The sequence below is a fragment of the Agrobacterium radiobacter genome (genome assembly GCF_040801995.1).
In the GTDB taxonomy this organism is placed as follows: domain Bacteria; phylum Pseudomonadota; class Alphaproteobacteria; order Rhizobiales; family Rhizobiaceae; genus Agrobacterium; species Agrobacterium radiobacter.
Genome location: NZ_JBEGHX010000003.1, coordinates 130267 through 149238, shown reverse-complemented (window position 1 = coordinate 149238; position 18972 = coordinate 130267). Strand labels below are relative to the sequence as shown.

Genomic DNA, 18972 nt, shown 5'->3' with positions numbered 1-18972 from the left:
TCGTGAGAAGGGAGGTCGTGATGGATCTAAGACTCGGCGGTAAGGTGGCCTTGGTGACCGGCAGCAGCAAGGGCATTGGCGAAGGAATCGCTGAAGCGCTCGCTCGCGAAGGGGCAATCGTGATCGTTCATGGTCGAAACAGGGATAAAGCCGAAGAGGTTGCTCACAACGTCCGTAGCCGAGGCGGGCGCGCAGTTGCTGTTGTCGGTGATCTGACGAAAGACGACGAGGTCGAGCACCTTGTCAATGAAGCGCAGACTCTCGTCGGACCTGTAGAAATCCTCATCAACAATGCCGGCGGCTCCGGTCAATCGGAGGACTGGTCGACGACGCGAACCGAGACGTGGGTCAGCGGATATGACCGGAATGTGCTAGCTGCCGTGAGGATGACATCTCACTTGCTGCCCAACATGCGGGCTGCGAAGTGGGGAAGGATTATAAACATCTCGAGCCTCGCGGGTATGATGCCTCCGTCCAAAAAGCCGGACTACGCCGCAGCAAAGGCGGCGATGATTGCAATGACCGCCTCGTTGGCAAAGGCGGTAGCGCATGAAGGCATTACGGCGAATACAGTCTCGCCCGGAACGATTCACAGCGCCAGTCTTGATGAAGCGTTCCGCAAGGCGGCCCTTACGCAAGGGCTTGCGCCAGATGCACCATGGCCCGAAGTCGAAAGGGTCGCACTGCCAATGTTCGCGCAAGTGCCAATTGGGCGGGTTGGCACAGTGGAAGAAATTGCCGATGCTGTCGCCTTCCTCGCGAGCCCGCGTGCGAGCTATATCACCGGGGCGAATCTGCGGCCTGATGGAGGAATGTGGCCCGGCCTCTAGACGGATACGAAAGGAGCGCCACGCCCACGGATCGGCAGTCGGTGCCGCTCCAAGTCCGACGAACCGATTGCGGCCTCTAGGACGCGAAACTGCACCAACCTTGAACTGTTGTTATAGCGTCGGCGAAATCATGTGGCGCCTCCCAGGGCAGATTATGTCCGCGCCACTCGATGCTCGTGTCGTGCTTTGAACATCGGGGCATGATCAGCCGTTCCGCCGGGCTTTAACGGATCTTGGGTCCCGTCGATAGTGATCGCGGGGACGGTTATGGGTGGCTTTTCGGCCAACCGCGTTTCCAGATCAGCCAGAGCGGGATCTCCCGCTGCGTTCCCGAAGTCGAAGCGATAGGAGTGGATGACGACATCGACGAAGTCCGGATTGTCGAAAGAGGCCGCTGTCCGGTCAAACGTCGCGTCGTCAAACGCCCAGGTCGGCGACCACTGCTTCCAGAGGATCCTGCACAAATCCCGGCGGTGGAGAGCCAAGCACTCGCGGCCGCGCTCGTGCTGAAACAAATGTTGGTACCAGACAGCCTGTTCCAGGCTGGGCTGGTAGGCATGGCCGAGCCGGTTCACGTCGATCACGTCGTAGCCCGCATAGGAGACCAGGCCGGCCACTCGATCGGGCCACAGTGCCGATGCAACGCATGAAGCAAGGCCGCCCCAGTCATAGCCGGCGAGAACGGCCTTCTCGATATCAAGAGCGTCGAGCAAGTCGATGACATCCTTGCCGAGAGCGGCCTGTTGACCGCTGCGCATCGTGGAGCTGGACCGGAAGCGCGTTGGACCAAAGCCGCGCAGGTACGGGACGATCACTCGCGCTCCCACTTCCGCTAGGCGAGGGGCCACCTCATCATAGGCGTGGACGTCGTACGGGAATCCATGGCTCAGCACCACAGGCCAACCGTCGGGCGAGCCGTGTTCAAAATAAGCAATTTCGAGAGTGTCTGTTTTGACTGTTCGCATGAAGATCCTCGCATCTGGTACTGCTTCGTGACGCACTCTCTTTGCGAGCGCCTGCCATGGCGGCGGCTTGTGTAGCTTTCAGGACGCTGAGAAGAGGGTGGGCACGCGGGTTATCATTGCAGTTGCTGTTCAACGACTGCGGCGAAATAGGAAGCCCCGAAAGGCAGGGCCTCGTCATTGAAATCAAACCACGCGCTGTGAAGGATGCGGCCATTGTCATCCGGGCCATTTCCGATCCACCCGTAGCATCCGGGCCGGTCTTCAAGCATGAAGGCAAAGTCCTCGACAATCATCGTCTGCGGCGGGTTTGTCTCGACCTTAGTGAATACCGATAATGCTGCAGCTTCCGCCGACCGCGCCGCCCGCTCGGAATTAACCAGCGTCGGATATTGCTGAGCGTACGACACCTTGCAGTGGGCCCCTGTCGACAACGCTACACCTTCGACGACACGGCGAAGCGCCGGTTCCGCTGCCGCGCGTGCTCGGGGAGAGAAGGCTCTCACCGTGCCTCGAATGGTGACTGTGTTCGGCAAGACGTTGTAAGCGTCCCCACCATGGATCTGCGTCGCGCTAACGACAAGGGCGTCGAGTGGATCAGTGTTTCGCGCGGCAATTTGCTGAAGCGCGACGAGGATATGGCCGGCCGTCAGAACAACATCAGCGCCCTTGTGTGGTTGCGCTGCGTGCATGCCCTTGGACGACACCTCTATCTCAAAGCTATCGCCCGACGCCATCATCGGGCCGGCCTTAACCGCGAAGGTTCCGATGTCCATTCCCGGCCAATTATGCAAGCCGTATATTTCGTCGCATCGAAAGGTTTCGAACAATCCTTCGCGGATCATTCGAGCCGCCCCGCCATCCGCGCCGCCCATTTCCTCTGCAGGCTGGAAGATGAAAACAACCCGGCCCGAAAAATTGCGGGTTTCGGCAAGATAGCGGGCGGCACCCAGCAGCATGGCTGTGTGCCCATCGTGCCCGCAAGCGTGCATGACGCCCATGTTTACCGAACGGTGTCCAAAATCGTTGCGCTCCTCAATCGCGAGCGCGTCCATGTCAGCGCGCAGACCAATGGAGCGTTGGCCGCTTCGACCCCCGTACAGGATGCCAACGACGCCGGTTCCGCCAATGCCTTCGCTGACCTCGATCCCGAAGGACCGAAGTTTGTCAGCGACGAACTTTGCTGTTTGATGCTCTTGGTATGAAAGTTCTGGATTGGCATGAAGATGACGCCGCCACTTGCTCATCTCATCGTGGAATTCTGCGATCCTGTTGATGACCGGCACAGTCAGTACTCCGTGTTCTGAATGTCGCGATAGGCTAGCTGGAGATGCTCCGTCAGGCGGTCAATTGCGCCATCCGCATCCGCGTTGCGGCAGGCCTGCAGCAGTTCGCGATGCTCGGCAGCCGATTTCTCCGATCTGACAACGATGGACTTCGCAATCGCTTCCGCAAAAGCAGATGCCCTGTTGAGATGCTCGATGGTCCGCATGAGCGTTCGCCGGCCTGAGGGACGGTAGAGGGCATGATGGAATTCCCAATTTAACTGGGAGAGCTTGTAGAGGTCGCGTTCTGCGTCCGCTGCATCGAGCGCCATCTCTGCCTTGGCGAAATCAAGCTTTGTATGGTGCTCAAGCGCAGACTTGAGTGCAAGCGGTTCGAGCAGAAGGCGCATATCAAACAGATCGCGCACCATTTCCGGATCAGGTTGTGCAACACGTGCTCCCTTGAAGCCGACCGCCTCGACTAACCCTTCCTCGGCGAGTGACTGAAGCGCGTGCCGGAGAGGAGTGCGACTGATACTCAAGTGTCCCGATAAGGCTTCCTGCCTAAGTGGCTGACCGGGACGATATGTCCCACTCAGGATAAGCGTCCTAATCTTGTCGGTTGCCGCTTCCGACTGCGTCTTTTCAGTATCCGAAATCATAATTGTATCCAATAATAAAAATGCTGGGCTGTCAAGCAGCGGTACATGCGCAAGACTGAAGTAATGGCCTGGTTGCCACTCACTCCGATTTTACGTCGCTCGAACGTGTTATGGGCCCGGCGAACCAACCGCATGCCAGTTTGATTAGCTGTTTCTCAAGCGCCCTCGTGAGTTATGATGAAGCTCGGCGAGCGCGTCGTGGAGTGTCGGAGGCTGCGGATAGCCTCACGGCAAGAACGCAGTTAGCTTATTTTTTCCCAACTAAGCTGGTCGGCAGACCTGTGCATGTGGTCCGCTTGATTACGCGTCAGAAGTTCGAATTGGTTCGAGACCTGAAAGTTTAGGAGACGTAGCCGCCGCTCCCGATGTTTCAAGCCTCTGCGGCGATCCGGTTTGGGCCAGCAAAATCCAAATCTGTGAACCGAAGCTGTCCAGCTTGCCTACCCTTCCTAGCCGGCTGTCAGATGCTGAACAAGTTCGCGTACCCAGCGGTGGCCCTGATGTCCTTGGCTGCGCTCATGCCATATCAGCGCCACCTCGAAACTTTCCGACAGCCACGGAACTTCCATAACGTCGAGTGGAGGCCCGGCGGTCCGCAGTAGCCGTCGCGGTACCAGGGCGACGAGGTCGCTGGACGCAACCATTCCAGGAACGATCAGGAAGGAGGCCGCCGAGGCAGCAACCCTTCGCTGGCAGCCCTGTGCCGTCAGTAAGGCATCGACCGGCGTAGTGAAGCTTCCGCCGGACGGAGAGACGATCACCTGTTCGAGGCCGGCGAAACCCTCCACCGTCCGCGCCTCCCTGATCCGCGGATGCCCTTTCCGGCCAATGAGAACATAGCTCTCTTCGAACAGGCACTGAGTGCGAAGGTCCTGATGATTTGGATCAGGAGTGGCGATGGCGAAATCGACCTCGCCGTCTGCAAGTTGCCGGGCCAATGCCGGTGGGTTCAGGCGATGAACCGCGACGCGTATTCTGGGAGCTTGCGCGCGCAAAGCCAGGATCAGAGGGATTGCCACAGTGGCCTCGACATAATCCGTGCAGGCGATGGCCACCTTCAGCTCCGCGGTCTCCGGGGCGAACATGTCATGACTTTGAAGCATCTTGCGGAACTGGTCTAGCGATGCCCGCAGTGGTTCCAGCAGCTCGAGCGCCTTCGCCGTCGGAATCATGCCTCGGTGGGCAGGAACCAGCAGCGGGTCCTCGAACAGGTCGCGGAGACGGTTCAACTGAGCGCTGAGCGCTGGCTGGCTCAGGCCAAGCCGAGAGGCCGCCTTCGTGACGTTTCGCTCTGCGAGAAGAACTTCCAGGCTGACTAGGAGGTTGAGGTCTATTCGAGATGTATCCATCTGCTGGATGGTAGCACCAAAAGGAATCGATTTCACAGATACGTTGCGAGCTGCGATGACCATTTCCGCAAGGAGCGTCAAAGAAGCTCCAACAGCTGATGGAGGTCTATATGTCGATCGAAAGCAAACCCCTGGTCGTGGTGGCTGGCAGCCTGAGCAAGCAGGGCCGCAGCGTCGCCCAGTCCCTGTTGGGGAGCGGGCGGTACCGAGTGCGTGCCCTTACGAGCCGTATCGATTCCCCCGAGGCGCTTCGGCTGGCTGAACAGGGCGCCGAGCTTGTCGAAGTACCTCTCGCGCTTAATCACGGCAAGGATCTCGTCAAAGCATTCCAAGGCGCGCAGATGGCCTTCCTGATGACGCCAGGTGTCGTCCCGCCAGCGGGCTATGAGTTCGACATCGGGAAGGAGCTTGCAGACGCCTGCGTTCAGGCCGGCGTCGGCCACGTCGTCTTCAGCTCGCTGGAGAACGTCGACAGCATTACAGGTGGAACGAAGTTCGCGCCGCACTTCACGGACAAGGCAAGGGTGGAGGCCTACATCCGTGGTCTTCCGATCCGAAGCTCGTTCATTCAGCTCGCATTCTTCTACACCAACCTGCTCGAATACTATGTTCCGCGTAAGGACGGCGACGCGTTGGTTTTTCCGGTCTACCTGCCGGAGCATTTTCAAGCTCCGTTTGTCGATCCGCTGACGGCGACCGGGCCAGCGGTCCTGGAGATCTTCGATCACCCGGACACCTATACCGGTCATACCCTACCGGTCATCGGCGACATCCTCTCTCCGGCCGAGATGATCGAGACATTTACCCGCGTCACCGGGAAAAAGGCCGTCTACGCCTCCGCCTATAGCTCCAAGGAACTGGTAGACCACTTTCCCGAGTTTGCGAGGAACGAGGAGCTCGTCCGTGAGATCATCGGTATGGCGGAATATGCAGTAGAGCAGGGTTATTTCCGCAAGGACCGTGATCTCGAATGGAGCCGACGGATCAACCCAGCAAGCCTGAGTTGGGAGCAGTTCCTCAGGACGACGAACTGGAACGGCGATCGAAAAGCGTTTGGCATTATCTAGCCGCTAAGGATTGACGGCGACCGTAACCTGGGTGGCCGTCATCCTGCCTGTATTGTCCTCCCGACGCCTTCGAAACTCAGCTGGTCGCAGGTTTGGATCCCTTCAGGGCGACGCTTCCGCCTGAACCTTATCAAGCCGCAGGATGTCGAAAGCGAAGGGTCTCGGCGACGGCAATCTTCTCAGCTGTTTGCCCGCCCGACTAGCGGATCGTGTTCTCAAGCTCATCTTTGAGGCGCTCGGCATCCATCGGGACACAATAAACCGGCCTGCCGCGTTCCAATCGCCATCCCTCGGCAAGAAGGCCGGCATCCACTGCATCGAAGCCGAACTGGTCATAGAGCATTGCGACGACTGCCTTGTCGGCGGAATTGTCGCCGGCCAAAGGAAGGCCTCGACGTTGAGATGATCCTGCCAGTCGTCCACCCTTTTCGAGGTCGTCCATGACGATCGCATTGAACGCCTTGACGATCCGTGAGCGCGGCAGGTGACGCGCCAGCATTTCGCTTGTCGTTGTCTCGCTTGCGTCCAGTTCTGGAATGTTGCCGTCGCGTTCGACGTAGTAGTTGTTCGTGTCGATCACCAGTTTGCCTTCGAGTGGCTCAACCGGAATAGACCGATAGGCTGCCAGTGGAATTGCGATGATAACGAGTTCGCCGAAAGCCGCGGCCTCGTCCACCGTTCCTACTTGGCAGCCAATGCTGCGGCTCAGGCTGAACAGGGTCTGAGGAGCGCGCGAATTGCTCAACATTACAGAATGGCCCGAAGCGACAGCGAGCTTGCCGATTGCACGGCCAACCATGCCCGCCCCTATGATTCCAATTTTCATGATGTTTCTCCGATTGATTTCGCAAACATGGGTTTAATTGAGTGCCACATTGAGATAAATCGCCAATGCAAGCAGACATTCCCAACTGTAAGGGGGTAATCTTGGACAAACTTTCGAGCATGGCTGTTTTTGTCAAAGCCTCCGACCTGGGCTCTTTTGCCGCCACAGCAGAGGCCTTGGGAATGTCACCCCAAATGGTCGCCAAACATGTTGTGTTCCTGGAGGACCGACTTGGGACGGCGTTACTTCACCGCACGACGCGGCGACAAAGTCTGACCGACGTGGGAAGGGCCTTCTATGACCGCTGCAAGCAGCTGCTTTCAGACGTCGAGGCGGCTGAATCCGTTGCACTTGATATGCGTTCCCAGCCAAAAGGCGTGCTGCGGGTCAATGCTCCGGTGACCTTCGGTGCCTTTAGTCTGGCGCCGTTCGTGACGCGCTATCTCGACCGCTATCCGGACATGCGAATAGACCTTACTCTCAACGACCGTTTCGTTGATCCGTTGGAGGAGGGGTTCGAGGTGATGGTAAGGATCGGCGAGGTCGAAGACCCATCGCTGATCGCGCTTCCTCTCGCTCCCTATCGGCTGATTGCATGTGCGTCTCCGGACTATCTTATCCGGCATGGCACCCCTCGAATTCCTCTGGATCTGGAGCAGCATGATTGCCTTGCCTATGGCGACGGGCCGTCCTCGACTCCCTGCCGCTGGCGGTTCAGTCGCAGCGGCAAAAGCGAGGAGGTGCGTATCAGCGGTAGAATCCGTAGCAACGACTGGAAGGCCTTGTTGCATGCCTCGATCGCAGGCTATGGCATCACGTTGGGGCCGGAAAGTGTGCTGAACGCAGAAATCACTGCCGGGCGACTTGTCCAGGTGCTGCCCGACCACGAGGGTCCGTCTCGTCCAATGCACGTGATTTACCCCGTCGGGCGCCGGCCTACCGCCAAGGTACAAAGCTTCGTCGAAGCGCTATTGGACGAATTCGGGAAGGTTGACGCCGACTAGACAAGGCGGGAGTTCTGGCAACTGGTGAGTTCCGCAGATAGCGAGCGAACGAACTACTCATTACCGGGGTAGAGGGTCGATATGGTTCGAAACCTAGATCCCAAAGGTCTGGCTGGAATTGTGTGCGAACACTCCGTCTTCCGGCGAGTGAACAGCAACGTGATTGAAGGACAGACGATGGCCGGCTTCTTTGAAGGTTTCACTGAACAGTATGTAACCACATCGCATGGCGAGATTCGTTTGCGGCATGGCGGGTCCGGCTTCCCAATCCTCCTTCTTCACGGGCACCCGAGAACGCATACGACCTGGTTCAGGGTGGCTCCCCGACTTGCGCGTCATTTCTCGGTTGTTTGTGCAGACATGCCCGGGTTCGGGCGGAGCTATCAGCCGAAAACACTCGCGGATAGTTCGGGAAAAGCGAAGGCCGCGGCATTACATGAGTGTATGGCAATTCTCGGTCACGACAGATTCGGGATCGCGGGCCACGACCGTGGATCGTATCGCGCATTTCGGCTGGCGATGGACTTTCCTGAAAGTGTGTCCGGCCTTGTCGTCATGGACGGCATTCCGATCTACGAGGTCTTGAGCCGCGCAGATTGGCGCTTTGCAAAGAGCTGGTGGCACTGGTTCTTTTTTGCGCAAAGCGAAAAAGCTGAAGCTGCAATCCGCAGCAATCCCGAACTTTGGTATCCTGCGGAAGCAGCCATTGGGTCAGGAAATAATCGGGATTACCTCACCGCCACCCGAGACCCTGAGGTGGTGCGTGGCATGCTTGCTGATTATCGCGCAGGACTTGAGTTTGATTACGACGATGACAAACGCGACAAGGAGTCTGATAGACACCTCCAATGCCCCCTGGGAGTTCTCTGGTCGCGGCAGGACGATATGGAAAGGCTGTACGGAGACCCAGCAGACCCCTGGTCGGACTGGAGCGACCGGATCGTGCTGCGGCATGGTATCGAAAGTGGACATCACATGGCAGAAGAGTCCCCTGATGAGGTTGCGAACCAGATTGAGGCATTCTTCGCACGAATACGATGAGCGTTCGCAGAGAAGAAGACCCGACCAACCCGGACGGTGGCTTGGCCGCATCAGCATTAGCGTTGTAGTGCAGGCCTAGCCCCTCCGATGGCATGCACGGCAGGCTTCTGGTAGTGTAGGACGTTGCAGTATCGTTAGGGGGCAGCCATGTCTTTGCTTGCGTTGCATCATGTATCGATCATCACCGCCGACCTTGGTAAATCATTGCCGTTTTATCGCGACGCGTTCGGCCTCACCGAGATCGCGCGGCCGAGTTTTTCCGTTAGCGGTGCCTGGCTGGCGTGTGGCGACCTACAAGTGCATCTTGTCGAATATCCGGAAGGCACGTTCCGACAGAACCCTGCTGTTGATCGTAACGACTGGCATTTCGCTTTCCGCACGGACAATTTCGACGACGCCGTCGATCGACTGATGCGACTTGGTTTCCGCGAAGACCTGCCTCAGGGCGATCCACATTGTCTGCTGATCTTTCGTAACGGCCTTGCCGGCTTTCCACAGCTCTACCTCCGTGACCCCGACTTCAATGTCGTCGAGATCAACGGAGCGCCGTAGTCACAGAGAGTATCCGTGATGATGAAGCTGGGCCGCCGGCAACCATGTTTTCTCGGCGGCTAGACTCACATTAAGCGCCAACATCGAAGCTAGAATCTCAAATTAAGTGCCGCACTATCTTTTTGAAATAATTGTATGCGGTGGACGTCGAGACTGATGGCGGCAGAATCCGCCCGCTTACAGATACGCTGGATTGAGAACGGGGGAGGCACTTCTATGGCAGCCAAAGCAGCTGGTACTTGGAAGAGCTTCTCCTAACTTGAGCCACTGTTTAGAAATAAACGCGATATGATATCCTCGATCACTGGGAGGACAAAGACCTCCCCCAGGAACCATACCAGCGCCTTGATGCTCGGACTGCTAGGCCGTCTGTCCGGCGTGAATGGGGTCATCTCCGCAGACAGTACAACCACAGTTGACATTTCGAAGACCATTGAGTTGAAGTTGGTAGGGCTTGGCAACCGAGAGGATTAACCGTGAGGAAATTCAGAATTAGTCTTATTGCCACCGCGGCCGTGGCATTCGCGATATCCAACGCATCCGCATCGATCCCGCGTCTTACAGCGCCGTCCGAGAGCCAGCATTCGATGAAACCATCCATGGTGCAAACAGCCAGCTTTGCGCAGGGGTGCAAAGATCCTAATTACGCGTGGTATGAGTACAGCGGTTGGGAAGCGATTGGTTGCATAATTAGCGGTCAATGGCCGTAAGGCATATGGCGGCGCCCGCCTTTCCAAGAACGGTTCGGCGGGCGTTCAGCGAGCTGCGTCGCGCCCGGCATTGATTACTCGTCATCGATCTGGATCCGGGTTCAGATGCCGCAGCAGCCATATCGTCTCGATGGCGCGTCGGCGACACGCCAAGCCTGGCAACGGCCACTAAGATTCAGGTGCTTATAGTTTCGGCTGATTTGACAGTACCTGTAAGCTCGCAAAAAATCGCGCGATAGAACGAGCGATTTTTGCGGTAGTCTCGTAGATCACTGGTCAATGTCACCGCCACGCCAGCAGAACCCGCGCAAAGGCATGTAACGACGTACGACGTCATCTTGCGATCGCCTGGCCAGCGACCTTGATATTCGCGAACAAGGCTGCCGTTATCCGTTATGGAATATTCATCTCCAACCTGACTGTAGAGATGCATTTCTTTTACGGCCTCGAACAGTGCGTCAGACAAAAGCTTCCGTAGCGTCCGTCTTAGAAATCATCATCGACCTCCTTCACGCTTTGACGGACGCTCTTGGGCAGCAGGGCCAGTTTTTCGTCAAGGTGGTTATTGTGCATCTGGAGAGTGCGCTCGTCGTAATCGAAGAGGCGCACGCCCACGATGGATGCGACTTCAAAGACGATGCCGATTTCGGGGCCCGGTGCGCCTTTTTCGATACTGGATAGGGTCGTGCGGCTGATGCCGGCGCGGTCGGACAGTTCCTGCGCGGTCAGCCTGCGCTCGGTGCGGCCGACGCGGATGAGCTTGCCAAGCATGGCGAGCGCCTGGTGCGTTACGCGGGAGTAGCTTCTTTGACGGGGCATAGCTATACCATTTCGTTCGTTTAAGTGGACGTGCTGTGACTTTGCGTCCAGAAATTTGTACATTTTGCCACAGTTCTTGAGATAGGTCTGGCTTGTTCATTTAATTGGTCACAAATGCGTTCTGCGTCCAAATTTCTGCACATATGACATGGGGACCGCTGGCGGTGAGCTGCAACAGGATCAAGTCCCTGCGAATGGAAGACCTGTCAAGGGAGAATGGCAGCCCCGTTAACCATTATTTTTGGTTGAAGATGCCGCCGGACTACTTGTTGCACGAGGTGTGCCGCTGTAGTTTTACCGCGTCCTGCTAGTTAGAAGAACAATGGATAGCTATCTCGAAATCGCGCAAAAGGTCCTGAGAGTTTCGCGCCGTCCCATGACGGCGAAGGGTATCCTTTCGGTGTGACCGCCAATGATAGTTTCAATCTGATCGACGTGCCGTGCTCCGGGTCGGGACTGGTAAGATTGATGATCTGAACAGCCCGTTCGCCTCGGTGGATGACATGTGGCGCCGGTCCAGTGTTCCGACCGAGGCGCTTGTTCAGCGGGCGGAGGCCGATGCTTTCTTGCCAGCGCTAAGGCTCGAACGGCGCGATGCGCTCTGGGCGATCAAGGCTTTGCGCGACGAGCCCTTGCCCTTGTTTGCCGCCGCGGCCGAACGCGAGGCAACGGCGATTGCGGAGCAGCGGGAGCCGGAGGTAGCGCTTCGGCAAATGACCGACGGCCATAACGTCATCGAAGACTACAGCCATACCGGGCTGACGTTGAGACAACATCCGATCGCTTTCCTGCGCGAGGCCCTTTCGGCACGCAACATTATCACCTGTGCAGAGGCAATGAATGCTCGCGATGGGCAGTGGGTTTACACGGCGGGCTTGGTGCTCGTGCGGCAGAAGCCCGGATCGGCCAAGGGCGTCATGTTTATCACCATCGAGGACGAGACAGGACCGGCCAACATCGTCGTATGGCCGACCCTGTTTGAGAAGCGCCGACGGGTGGTGCTGGGCTCCTCGGTGATGGCGATCAACGGCCGTATTCAGCGGGAAGGGGAGGTCGTGCATCTCGTGGCACAACAGCTGTTCGATCTCTCCGGTGACCTCGTCGGGCTGGCTGATCGGGATACGGAGTTCAAGCTGCCGTCCGGGCGAGGCGATGAGTTTGCGCATGGAGGCGGCGGGCCGGATTCACGCGACAGGCCGAAGCCGGTCGTCCCGCGGGACATGTTCATTCCGTTATGCCGAACTCGGCATAAAGGGATTTATCCCGAGCCCGATACTATGCCGAGCCCGTTCCCTAAAGCCCGAGATTTCCGGTAATCCAGGATTGAAAGCTCGGCACAATTCGAACGCGTTGGAAGACCGGGTTCGGGCCAAACCGGACTTCGAATATCATTTGACGGAGTTGACAACCGCGAAACGGCTTTCCTACGACAGAGCAAGTGCAAAACCCGCCTGGCATCCATTTGGATCCGTGCATCCTTGAGCCATCGACGTGGCTGGTCGCATTCGAATGCTTCCTGATCGGATTATCAGGACTAATGAAAAAAACTTTGTCGACGAAGAAAGCTCGTTAAAACCGCTGCTAAGCGAATGGATTTGAACTGAGGAATATCGGTAGGGATGAGAATCGTGAAGAAAGCTGTCAGCTTAGCCGTCTTTTTTGCTTTGACTGTATCATGGTCATCAAGCCAGGCGAAGGAGCCGGAATTCTCGACTCGTTTAATTATATCCGTTGATGAGCCGCTGAATAAAGAAGGTGGGGCGGTAATCATATCTGGTCGTCAGGTTTCTGATGATGAATGGCGCGCCCTAGCTGCAGATTCGGGACCTGGGGACGCTCGCGAAAAGGCGTTCCATATAAGCGTGTCGTCGCCTGCCTCTATCGTGGATTTTGTTTACCCTGAGAGCGGAACCTACAGTTTTAAGTTTCAATCTCCTTCTGGCAGCAACGCCCCGCCCCTTAAAACTCGGGAGGTTTTAACTGGCAGTGCTGACGTAGCCGATCCGGAAACCAAAAAGCAGGTGAAATGGCCCTCGATGAGCGTCATTTATGTTGAAGGTGCCACCTATAATGAGGGATGGGCGCGGATATTCGCTTCCACTTTCGATCTGGCTTTCAATAGCGAGGATAAAGCTGCCGTTTCTATCGAGCGTTTCTCTGCGGGCCGTGTTTTATCGTTGTCCCGGAGCGCGATTGAAACCTTTGTGAGGGATTCCAAATGAGCCAGTTACTTGTAGTGGTGGGGTCATTTCGTCTCAATAAAAATATTGGTCTGGGTGGTATTGTCTTCCACGGCGATTGGAAAGGATTATCGTAATTTTAGACTTCATTGGAAAAGATTGCGCGCTGGATCATCAGGCCATCCGAAAGAGGAATTTCGCGGCGAGGATTTATCCCGAATTTCCAAGCGGGGAGGAAATCGCTCTTGTCGCCGCGCGTATCGGTAGTGACGAGATTGATTTCGCTGCTTACGAGTTCGGTCAGCCTCCGCGCCAATTTTCACCGCAACCGGTAGGGTTGGTGCTTGACGCACTGTTTGAAAATTCGCCTTATGGCCTTCTGATCCATTTTTCAGGTCATGATCTCTGGATCTGGGCGCCGGAGGATCACGAATACCTCGTTGTCTTTGGTGATACCAATCTGGTCCGGGCGATAGAACGAAGTGACATATTCTCATACAGCTTTGCTGAATATCTGGGCAGTGGTGTTTTGTCGCAAGCGACAGTCACGCATCTTCGCGGCGTAGCATCGAGCTATACGATAGGGTAATAGCGGGCGAGCCCACTGAGGGCGGCGGATCATGGATGTGCTGGAAGAGTCCGGGAATGTGTTCGCTGGCCGGCTCAAGGGTAACGTAAGCACAACATTTTCACGACGACACCTAACTATACAGCATATTAGGAGATGTTCGACGAGCGTGATCTGTTCTGCATGAAGCAACGCCTCCGGAGAAGAAAACTTTTTCGCCATTCTGCTGACATAGAAGTCCGGTGCTTTAGTTAAAGCAGAGAGACTATCATCATCGCCCCAAAAAAGACGAGCATGGCGATACAGGCCGGACGGAAGAGATAAAATCGCTGCCAGTTCGTGAGGCGGAGGTCGTTGTAGTGCATTGATCTGTCAAGTCTGACGTGATCCATGTCGCTGTCGACAGAAAAATCGCCACCGTTCTTCTTGTAGAATCGATACTCCCGAACCTGCGTAACAATCTGTTGTACAGCCAGAAGGCTAACCGCGATCAGGGCCGCTGAAAAAATAACGATCTCAAGTATCAGCAAAGTGTTTCTCCTGTGCGATCGGTTGAAACGGCGACGTATCCGGGTTTGAATCAAATCGTGGGAGACGAAGTGCCAAATGGATGCAATTGTCGTTCAAAACTACGCAATGTCGATTTTTTCGTCCAGTATCTGACTAGGGTCAGGACCCATTGATTTGATGCGTCGGATGTGATTCAGGCCCCGCAAGGAGACTGATCATGAGCGACCTTTATTGGCTGACAGATGAGCAAATGGCGCGGCTTGCGCCGTATTTTCCCAAGAGCCACGGCAAGCCTCGGGTTGATGACCGCCGTGTTCTGAGCGGGATTATTTTTGTCAATCGCAATGGCTTGCGGTGGCGGGATGCACCCCGGGAGTACGGGCCGCACAAGACGCTCTATAATCGTTGGAAGCGTTGGGGGTGTTATGGGCGTGTTTGGCCGGGTGATGGAAGGTCTTGCCGTCGAGAGCGCAGATCCGAAGACCGTCATGATTTCCGGCTTTTGCCACGCCCTGCTCGCGATTGACGTTACCGCTTTGCCGGGGGGAGGGGGCAAGGCCTGCATACGATGCGATTTGGCGCCGGTTGTCGAAGTGGCGGAACAGGCCTTCCGTGTACAGTATTGTAGCGAATTCAGGCCCAATTCCTCGGATGCCCAAGAGAGCGGCCGCTTCTTTCGGCGTTTCCGGCGTCTCCTGAACGATCAAGGCATCTCGCTCGGCTTCGACAGCTTTGATCTGTGTGAGTATCAGTTCGAGCCGGTCAAGCTCTCTACAAACTTCGGCCTTCAGGTGTTTTGATAGCGGACGTCCATCGCCTGTCCGAAGCTCGTCCAGACGTTGCCGTCGATCCCGATTGACGGGCTCATACTCCCGTATTCCTTGTGTGAACAGCAGACCCTTTATCCGATTGACGTGGAAGACACGCTTCGCAATCAGCGTTTTCCGCTCCCGTCCAATCCGTCGGTTGTCTTCTTCCTCGGGCGAGAGAAGCTTCACCATTGAGCAGGCCCGCGGCTCGCCACGTTTCCATGCAATCAACGCGCGGATTAGAGTTTCTCCATCAAGACGATCAGTCTTCGCTCGACGATGTCGACGCGGCACGGCGATCGATCCGGCAATGTGGCTTTCTATCGAGGTTTCCTTGTCGAGTACCCGGCCTAGCCAGAAGCCATCCAGTCCGGCTTCCTGAATTACGACCAACGGGTACAGTCTGTCCTTCCGCCGTTTTGCTTTCTGGCGAAGCGCAGCGAAGCATTCGACAGGCCAATTAAATCACCTCCCGCCACGGTGTGGCGAGACATCTTCTCGTTACAAGGCGACAGAGCTGTCACCAGCAAGGCCGACTTGCTTAATTCCAAGGAGATGAAAATTGCGCCAGGATCGACGAGAGTGGCGGTCGGCGCTTGAGATTGATCTGCTGTCATCGGCATGGTTGGCCTCCAGAGAGTTTTCTAGCGACCTCACTCTGCCACGGTGCAGGCCGCTACTCACCCCTGATGGGATCTCAAGAGCAAAAGCAGCGTTCAAACACATCTACAGGCAAGCTTTACGACTGCTTTGCGCCCTCATTCTGATCACTCGGTTTTCTACTGAATATTCCGGAACGCGCCGTCCGCATAATGAACTACAGTCAGTGAGTTGGGTTGGGAAACGGACTGGCGGGTTTCGGGCCGGCCGCGCGTGGAAGCGGTCCTGAACCGCCGTTAATCCCTGTATGAGAACGTCGGCAAAGTTCTGCTCCAGTCATTTCGACCCACCCTCCTCAAACGCAGTGATGAACAGGGCGACCCTATCGAGTAGGCGGGGCGGAGTTGCCTGAGAATGACTTATCGCGAAGACGCGCATCCTACACGAATTTGCGCTTTCAACCGGTTGATGCCGAAAGTTCTGCGTAACTTCCACGTAATTTTCGGTGTCCATACATCTCAGCCTTGGTGCGTCTCAACGGTCGACGGGCGACCGTAGCGGTAATGGCTCGAAAGGACAGACATGAAAAAGATCATTTCAGGCGTACTCGTTTGCTTGACGCTGACAGCATGCAGCCAAACGGAAAAGGGCGCCGGCATTGGTGCGGCGAGCGGCGCTATCATCGGTGGGTTGGCAAGCGGCACCTGGGAAGGTGCTGCAGTGGGAGCCGCGGCGGGTGGCGCGGGAGGGGCGGTCATTGGGAACATCAGTGAACGAAACGACAGGAACCGCCGCGATCGCTGGGAACATCGGGACCGGCGCGACTACGGTTGCAGATATCGGGATAACTACGGCCGCTGCCGATAAGGAGTTGGCCCTGGCGACGGGGGGCTAAAAGCCAGCTGGATACCGGGCAGGTTTCGGTTCCCCGGTGCCGGACATCTGGACTGCCGATTCGCGGCCAGTCGGTCATGGCAGTCAAGTTTATCTGAAACATACATATTTGCTGTTAGAATTCTTGAGAACAGCTGAACTTGCACGATCAGGCCACTATGAAACTTCTACTTATCGAAGACGATCCAGAAATGACGGATGCCTTGAGGGTGGCCCTCTCGCAGCATGGCATCGTTCTTGATGCGGTTGGCGATCTGGCAACGGCGCGGGAAGCAATCGCCATGGCGGACTACGATATCGTCCTTATCGACCGGCAACTGCCTGATGGTGATGGCAGTACCTTCCTTGCGGATTTGCGTGGCGCAGGTTCAAACACGCGATCGATCATCATCTCCGCTCTGAGGTCCACCGACGAGCGTATATCCGGGCTGAATGACGGCGCTGATGATTATTTACCAAAGCCCTTCGAAATCCCCGAACTGGTCGCGAGAATGAGCGCTGTGCTGAGGAGGGCTCCGACAACGGGATCGTCCCTCCTGGCTGCCGGAAACGTTACCTACAATCGTGTGTCATGCGATGTACATGTCAATGGCGTCCGGCTTGCGCTCACCCGCAGGGAACTGCTGATCATCGAAACGCTTCTGAGAAACCGTGGTCGGACCGTGTTGCGCTCGTCCCTTGAGGGTCAGGTCTATTCCTTTGACGATGAGATTCAGTCGAACTCGCTGGAATCCAACATGTCGCGTCTGCGCCGAAAGCTTGGCGAAGCGGAGGCCAACATCGTTATCAAAAACATTCGAGGTATAGGCTACTACCTTCATGAGCAGAAATAGGATGACCAGCACCTCCCTTCGCTGGCGTTTCACTTTCGGTTTTATTGTCCTGCAGCTCTGTGCGGTCATCGCCTCGCTCAGTCTGGTTTTCTATCTCCTTTCCGGCCTCAAGCCCGATGTGGCGATCACGTCCATCTGGCTGTCTCAGGAAATCGCAGATTCAGTCCGTCTCGAGCCGAATGGCCGAGCAAGTCTGATGCCAACGGCTGAACTTAAAGAGATTATGGAAGACTCGCCTAACCTTTGGTTCGTAGCAGACCTCGGCAAAGATATCGTTCTGGCACATGGCGTGCCTCCCGGGAAAATTGCCGACAACATGTCATTCTTGCGGACGTTCAGAAGTGTCGAACTTCATGGCGATCTAGATGATCCGTTGAGTGTGGGCCGCATGGAGCGTTTCGACACCCAGGCTGGTGAGGCGACGATTTTTGCTGGCGGTGTTTCGATGTCTCAATATGGTGTGACCGTACTGTTGGGGAACCTTGCCATCGGTATTCCGGCGCTGATCCTCGTCGCCATTTCGCTCATTGGCGCTCCGTTTGTCACACGCTGGGCTTTGCGATCCTTCAGCGATCTGACCACGCGTCTCGACAGGATCGATCTCGACACACGTGGCGCCCTGGTGGAAGAGCGGGGTCTGCCCAATGAAGTGCTTCGACTTGTGCGCGACATCAACAGGGCGCTGCGTCGTCTCGATAGTGGCTTCGAGGCAACGGAGCGCTTCTTCGTCAACGCGGCGCATGAACTTCGAACGCCGATCGCTGTCCTGCAGGTGAGGATAGATACGCTTTCACCAGGTGAGGACAAGACACACCTGCAGACGGCCATCAAGCGACTTACGGCGATCGCGAACCAGCTTCTCGACACCGAGAAGTACCGACAGAAGCCTCAGCAGAATACACCTGTCAATCTCAATAGCGTTGTGTCGAAGGTGGTTGCCGATCTTGCTCCCCTGGCGATCTCTGAAGGCTACGAGATTTCCTTTGATAGCGCCGCGGAGAACCTGTTCGTTCCTGGTGATGCCGAAGCACTGGAGCGTGCATTCGTCAATCTGGTTCGAAACGCAGTCCAATATGGAGGTGGAAGAGGACAGATATCAGTGAGCATTGAGGCTGACGGTAGCGTGATGGTCGCCGATCAGGGTTGCGGAATTGCCAGCGATAAGCAATCACGCATATTCGAACCGTTCTACCGGGTCAGCCCTCACGGCTCAGGTGCGGGCCTGGGGCTCAGCATGGTCAATGAGATCGTGACGCGTCACGGCGGCTATGTTGAGCTTTCGTCCGCTCCTGGCAAGGGCAGCACCTTTGCCGTGCGCTGGCGCGAGAAGCGCATTTTCCAGCATCGGTAGGGGTCGATGCCTGCGCTAACGGGTCAAGGCATCTTATTCGTCGATGTTGGCTAGGCACGGCCGCAATCGCTTGATGTGTGGCGGGCGATCGCTGGCACGCCATCCCCATTGCAAGCATTCTGTGCTGATCGGTTGGTTTT

At 56.5% G+C, this 18972-nt stretch carries 17 protein-coding genes and 3 pseudogenes; 12 read left to right on the top strand and 8 right to left on the bottom strand.

The genetic code is table 11. The features are described from left to right. Positions 1-20 precede the first annotated feature (20 nt). The gene (locus MRBLRC7O_RS24250) at positions 21-830 is read left to right on the top strand and encodes an SDR family NAD(P)-dependent oxidoreductase (protein WP_111797032.1); all 810 of its coding nucleotides are present in this window, start codon (positions 21-23) and stop codon (positions 828-830) included. 152 nt (positions 831-982) lie between these two features. Here MRBLRC7O_RS24250 and MRBLRC7O_RS24245 read toward each other — a convergent pair whose 3' ends face one another. From MRBLRC7O_RS24245 to MRBLRC7O_RS24230, 4 genes are all read right to left on the bottom strand, one after another. Next, entirely contained in the window at positions 983-1795 is an 813-nt protein-coding gene (locus MRBLRC7O_RS24245) for an alpha/beta hydrolase (RefSeq protein WP_367727722.1), read from the bottom strand. A gap of 113 nt (positions 1796-1908) precedes the next feature. Then, positions 1909-3078 (bottom strand): amidohydrolase, encoded by a 1170-nt coding sequence (locus MRBLRC7O_RS24240; RefSeq protein WP_111797030.1) that lies wholly within the window; start codon positions 3076-3078, stop codon positions 1909-1911. Between the two features lie 2 nt (positions 3079-3080). Continuing rightward, on the bottom strand, positions 3081-3719 hold the full coding sequence (locus MRBLRC7O_RS24235; protein ID WP_111797029.1) for a GntR family transcriptional regulator: 639 nt from the start codon (positions 3717-3719) through the stop codon (positions 3081-3083). A 449-nt stretch (positions 3720-4168) separates the two neighbouring features. Beyond that, complete coding sequence (locus tag MRBLRC7O_RS24230) at positions 4169-5149, bottom strand: LysR family transcriptional regulator (protein ID WP_236772092.1); 981 nt, start codon at positions 5147-5149, stop codon at positions 4169-4171. A gap of 29 nt (positions 5150-5178) precedes the next feature. Here MRBLRC7O_RS24230 and MRBLRC7O_RS24225 point away from each other — a divergent pair, with 29 nt between their 5' ends. Next, positions 5179-6135, top strand: coding sequence for an NmrA/HSCARG family protein (locus MRBLRC7O_RS24225; protein WP_087746479.1), 957 nt, complete (start codon positions 5179-5181; stop codon positions 6133-6135). Between the two features lie 199 nt (positions 6136-6334). On the opposite strand, the gene MRBLRC7O_RS24220 is transcribed toward MRBLRC7O_RS24225, so the two are convergent. Beyond that, positions 6335-6961 carry an NADPH-dependent F420 reductase gene (locus tag MRBLRC7O_RS24220; protein ID WP_087746471.1) on the bottom strand — a complete coding sequence of 209 codons (627 nt, stop codon included), beginning with the start codon at positions 6959-6961 and terminating at the stop codon, positions 6335-6337. Between the two features lie 101 nt (positions 6962-7062). Between MRBLRC7O_RS24220 and MRBLRC7O_RS24215 the strand changes: the two genes are divergently transcribed. From MRBLRC7O_RS24215 to MRBLRC7O_RS24205, 3 genes are all read left to right on the top strand, one after another. Beyond that, positions 7063-7965 carry a LysR family transcriptional regulator gene (locus MRBLRC7O_RS24215; protein WP_162686279.1) on the top strand — a complete coding sequence of 301 codons (903 nt, stop codon included), beginning with the start codon at positions 7063-7065 and terminating at the stop codon, positions 7963-7965. A gap of 177 nt (positions 7966-8142) precedes the next feature. Next, positions 8143-9006, top strand: a complete 864-nt coding sequence (locus tag MRBLRC7O_RS24210; protein ID WP_087746475.1) for an alpha/beta fold hydrolase — start codon at positions 8143-8145, stop codon at positions 9004-9006. A 147-nt stretch (positions 9007-9153) separates the two neighbouring features. Continuing rightward, complete coding sequence (locus MRBLRC7O_RS24205) at positions 9154-9558, top strand: VOC family protein (RefSeq protein ID WP_111785094.1); 405 nt, start codon at positions 9154-9156, stop codon at positions 9556-9558. A gap of 1196 nt (positions 9559-10754) precedes the next feature. Here MRBLRC7O_RS24205 and MRBLRC7O_RS24200 read toward each other — a convergent pair. After that, positions 10755-11039, bottom strand: coding sequence for a helix-turn-helix transcriptional regulator (locus MRBLRC7O_RS24200; protein WP_020811813.1), 285 nt, complete (start codon positions 11037-11039; stop codon positions 10755-10757). A 521-nt stretch (positions 11040-11560) separates the two neighbouring features. Between MRBLRC7O_RS24200 and MRBLRC7O_RS24195 the strand changes: the two are divergent. From MRBLRC7O_RS24195 to MRBLRC7O_RS24185, 3 genes and pseudogenes are all read left to right on the top strand, one after another. Next, a pseudogene (locus MRBLRC7O_RS24195) lies at positions 11561-12403 on the top strand (OB-fold nucleic acid binding domain-containing protein); the annotation flags it as partial. Positions 12404-12715: 312 nt separating this feature from the next. Continuing rightward, the gene (locus MRBLRC7O_RS24190) at positions 12716-13309 is read left to right on the top strand and encodes a hypothetical protein (protein ID WP_111797056.1); all 594 of its coding nucleotides are present in this window, start codon (positions 12716-12718) and stop codon (positions 13307-13309) included. 76 nt (positions 13310-13385) lie between these two features. Next, the gene (locus MRBLRC7O_RS24185; protein ID WP_210303538.1) at positions 13386-13856 is read left to right on the top strand and encodes a hypothetical protein; all 471 of its coding nucleotides are present in this window, start codon (positions 13386-13388) and stop codon (positions 13854-13856) included. A 230-nt stretch (positions 13857-14086) separates the two neighbouring features. Here the strand turns inward: MRBLRC7O_RS24185 and MRBLRC7O_RS24180 are convergent, their stop codons facing one another. Next, complete coding sequence (locus MRBLRC7O_RS24180; protein ID WP_111797028.1) at positions 14087-14365, bottom strand: hypothetical protein; 279 nt, start codon at positions 14363-14365, stop codon at positions 14087-14089. A 197-nt stretch (positions 14366-14562) separates the two neighbouring features. On the opposite strand from MRBLRC7O_RS24180, the pseudogene MRBLRC7O_RS24175 reads away from it, so the two are divergent. Then, a pseudogene (locus tag MRBLRC7O_RS24175) lies at positions 14563-14839 on the top strand (transposase); the annotation flags it as partial. Here the strand turns inward: MRBLRC7O_RS24175 and MRBLRC7O_RS24170 are convergent. Beyond that, positions 14837-15777, bottom strand: a pseudogene (locus MRBLRC7O_RS24170) (transposase); the annotation flags it as partial. The pseudogenes MRBLRC7O_RS24175 and MRBLRC7O_RS24170 overlap by 3 nt on opposite strands. 559 nt (positions 15778-16336) lie before the next feature. Here MRBLRC7O_RS24170 and MRBLRC7O_RS24165 point away from each other — a divergent pair. The 3 genes from MRBLRC7O_RS24165 to MRBLRC7O_RS24155 all read left to right on the top strand — a co-directional run bounded on the left by MRBLRC7O_RS24165 (position 16337) and on the right by MRBLRC7O_RS24155 (position 18832). Continuing rightward, positions 16337-16621: a YMGG-like glycine zipper-containing protein gene (locus tag MRBLRC7O_RS24165; RefSeq protein WP_077998830.1), complete on the top strand. Its 285-nt coding sequence runs from the start codon at positions 16337-16339 to the stop codon at positions 16619-16621. Between the two features lie 185 nt (positions 16622-16806). Next, positions 16807-17481: a response regulator gene (locus MRBLRC7O_RS24160; protein WP_060726513.1), complete on the top strand. Its 675-nt coding sequence runs from the start codon at positions 16807-16809 to the stop codon at positions 17479-17481. A gap of 1 nt (position 17482) precedes the next feature. Next, positions 17483-18832 carry a sensor histidine kinase gene (locus tag MRBLRC7O_RS24155; RefSeq protein WP_111797027.1) on the top strand — a complete coding sequence of 450 codons (1350 nt, stop codon included), beginning with the start codon at positions 17483-17485 and terminating at the stop codon, positions 18830-18832. Positions 18833-18972 lie beyond the last annotated feature (140 nt).

Excerpts from the sequence above, each read along its gene's own strand:
- MRBLRC7O_RS24165 (WP_077998830.1), top strand. The coding sequence starts at position 16,337 with ATGAAAAAGATCATTTCAGGCGTACTCGTTTGCTTGACGCTGACAGCA.
- MRBLRC7O_RS24245 (WP_367727722.1), bottom strand. The coding sequence starts at position 1,795 with ATGCGAACAGTCAAAACAGACACTCTCGAAATTGCTTATTTTGAACAC.
- MRBLRC7O_RS24235 (WP_111797029.1), bottom strand. The coding sequence starts at position 3,719 with ATGATTTCGGATACTGAAAAGACGCAGTCGGAAGCGGCAACCGACAAG.
- MRBLRC7O_RS24210 (WP_087746475.1), top strand. The coding sequence starts at position 8,143 with ATGGCCGGCTTCTTTGAAGGTTTCACTGAACAGTATGTAACCACATCG.
- MRBLRC7O_RS24250 (WP_111797032.1), top strand. The coding sequence starts at position 21 with ATGGATCTAAGACTCGGCGGTAAGGTGGCCTTGGTGACCGGCAGCAGC.
- MRBLRC7O_RS24200 (WP_020811813.1), bottom strand. The coding sequence starts at position 11,039 with ATGCTTGGCAAGCTCATCCGCGTCGGCCGCACCGAGCGCAGGCTGACC.
- MRBLRC7O_RS24205 (WP_111785094.1), top strand. The coding sequence starts at position 9,154 with ATGTCTTTGCTTGCGTTGCATCATGTATCGATCATCACCGCCGACCTT.
- MRBLRC7O_RS24155 (WP_111797027.1), top strand. The coding sequence starts at position 17,483 with ATGACCAGCACCTCCCTTCGCTGGCGTTTCACTTTCGGTTTTATTGTC.
- MRBLRC7O_RS24225 (WP_087746479.1), top strand. The coding sequence starts at position 5,179 with ATGTCGATCGAAAGCAAACCCCTGGTCGTGGTGGCTGGCAGCCTGAGC.
- MRBLRC7O_RS24160 (WP_060726513.1), top strand. The coding sequence starts at position 16,807 with ATGAAACTTCTACTTATCGAAGACGATCCAGAAATGACGGATGCCTTG.
- MRBLRC7O_RS24220 (WP_087746471.1), bottom strand. The coding sequence starts at position 6,961 with ATGAAAATTGGAATCATAGGGGCGGGCATGGTTGGCCGTGCAATCGGC.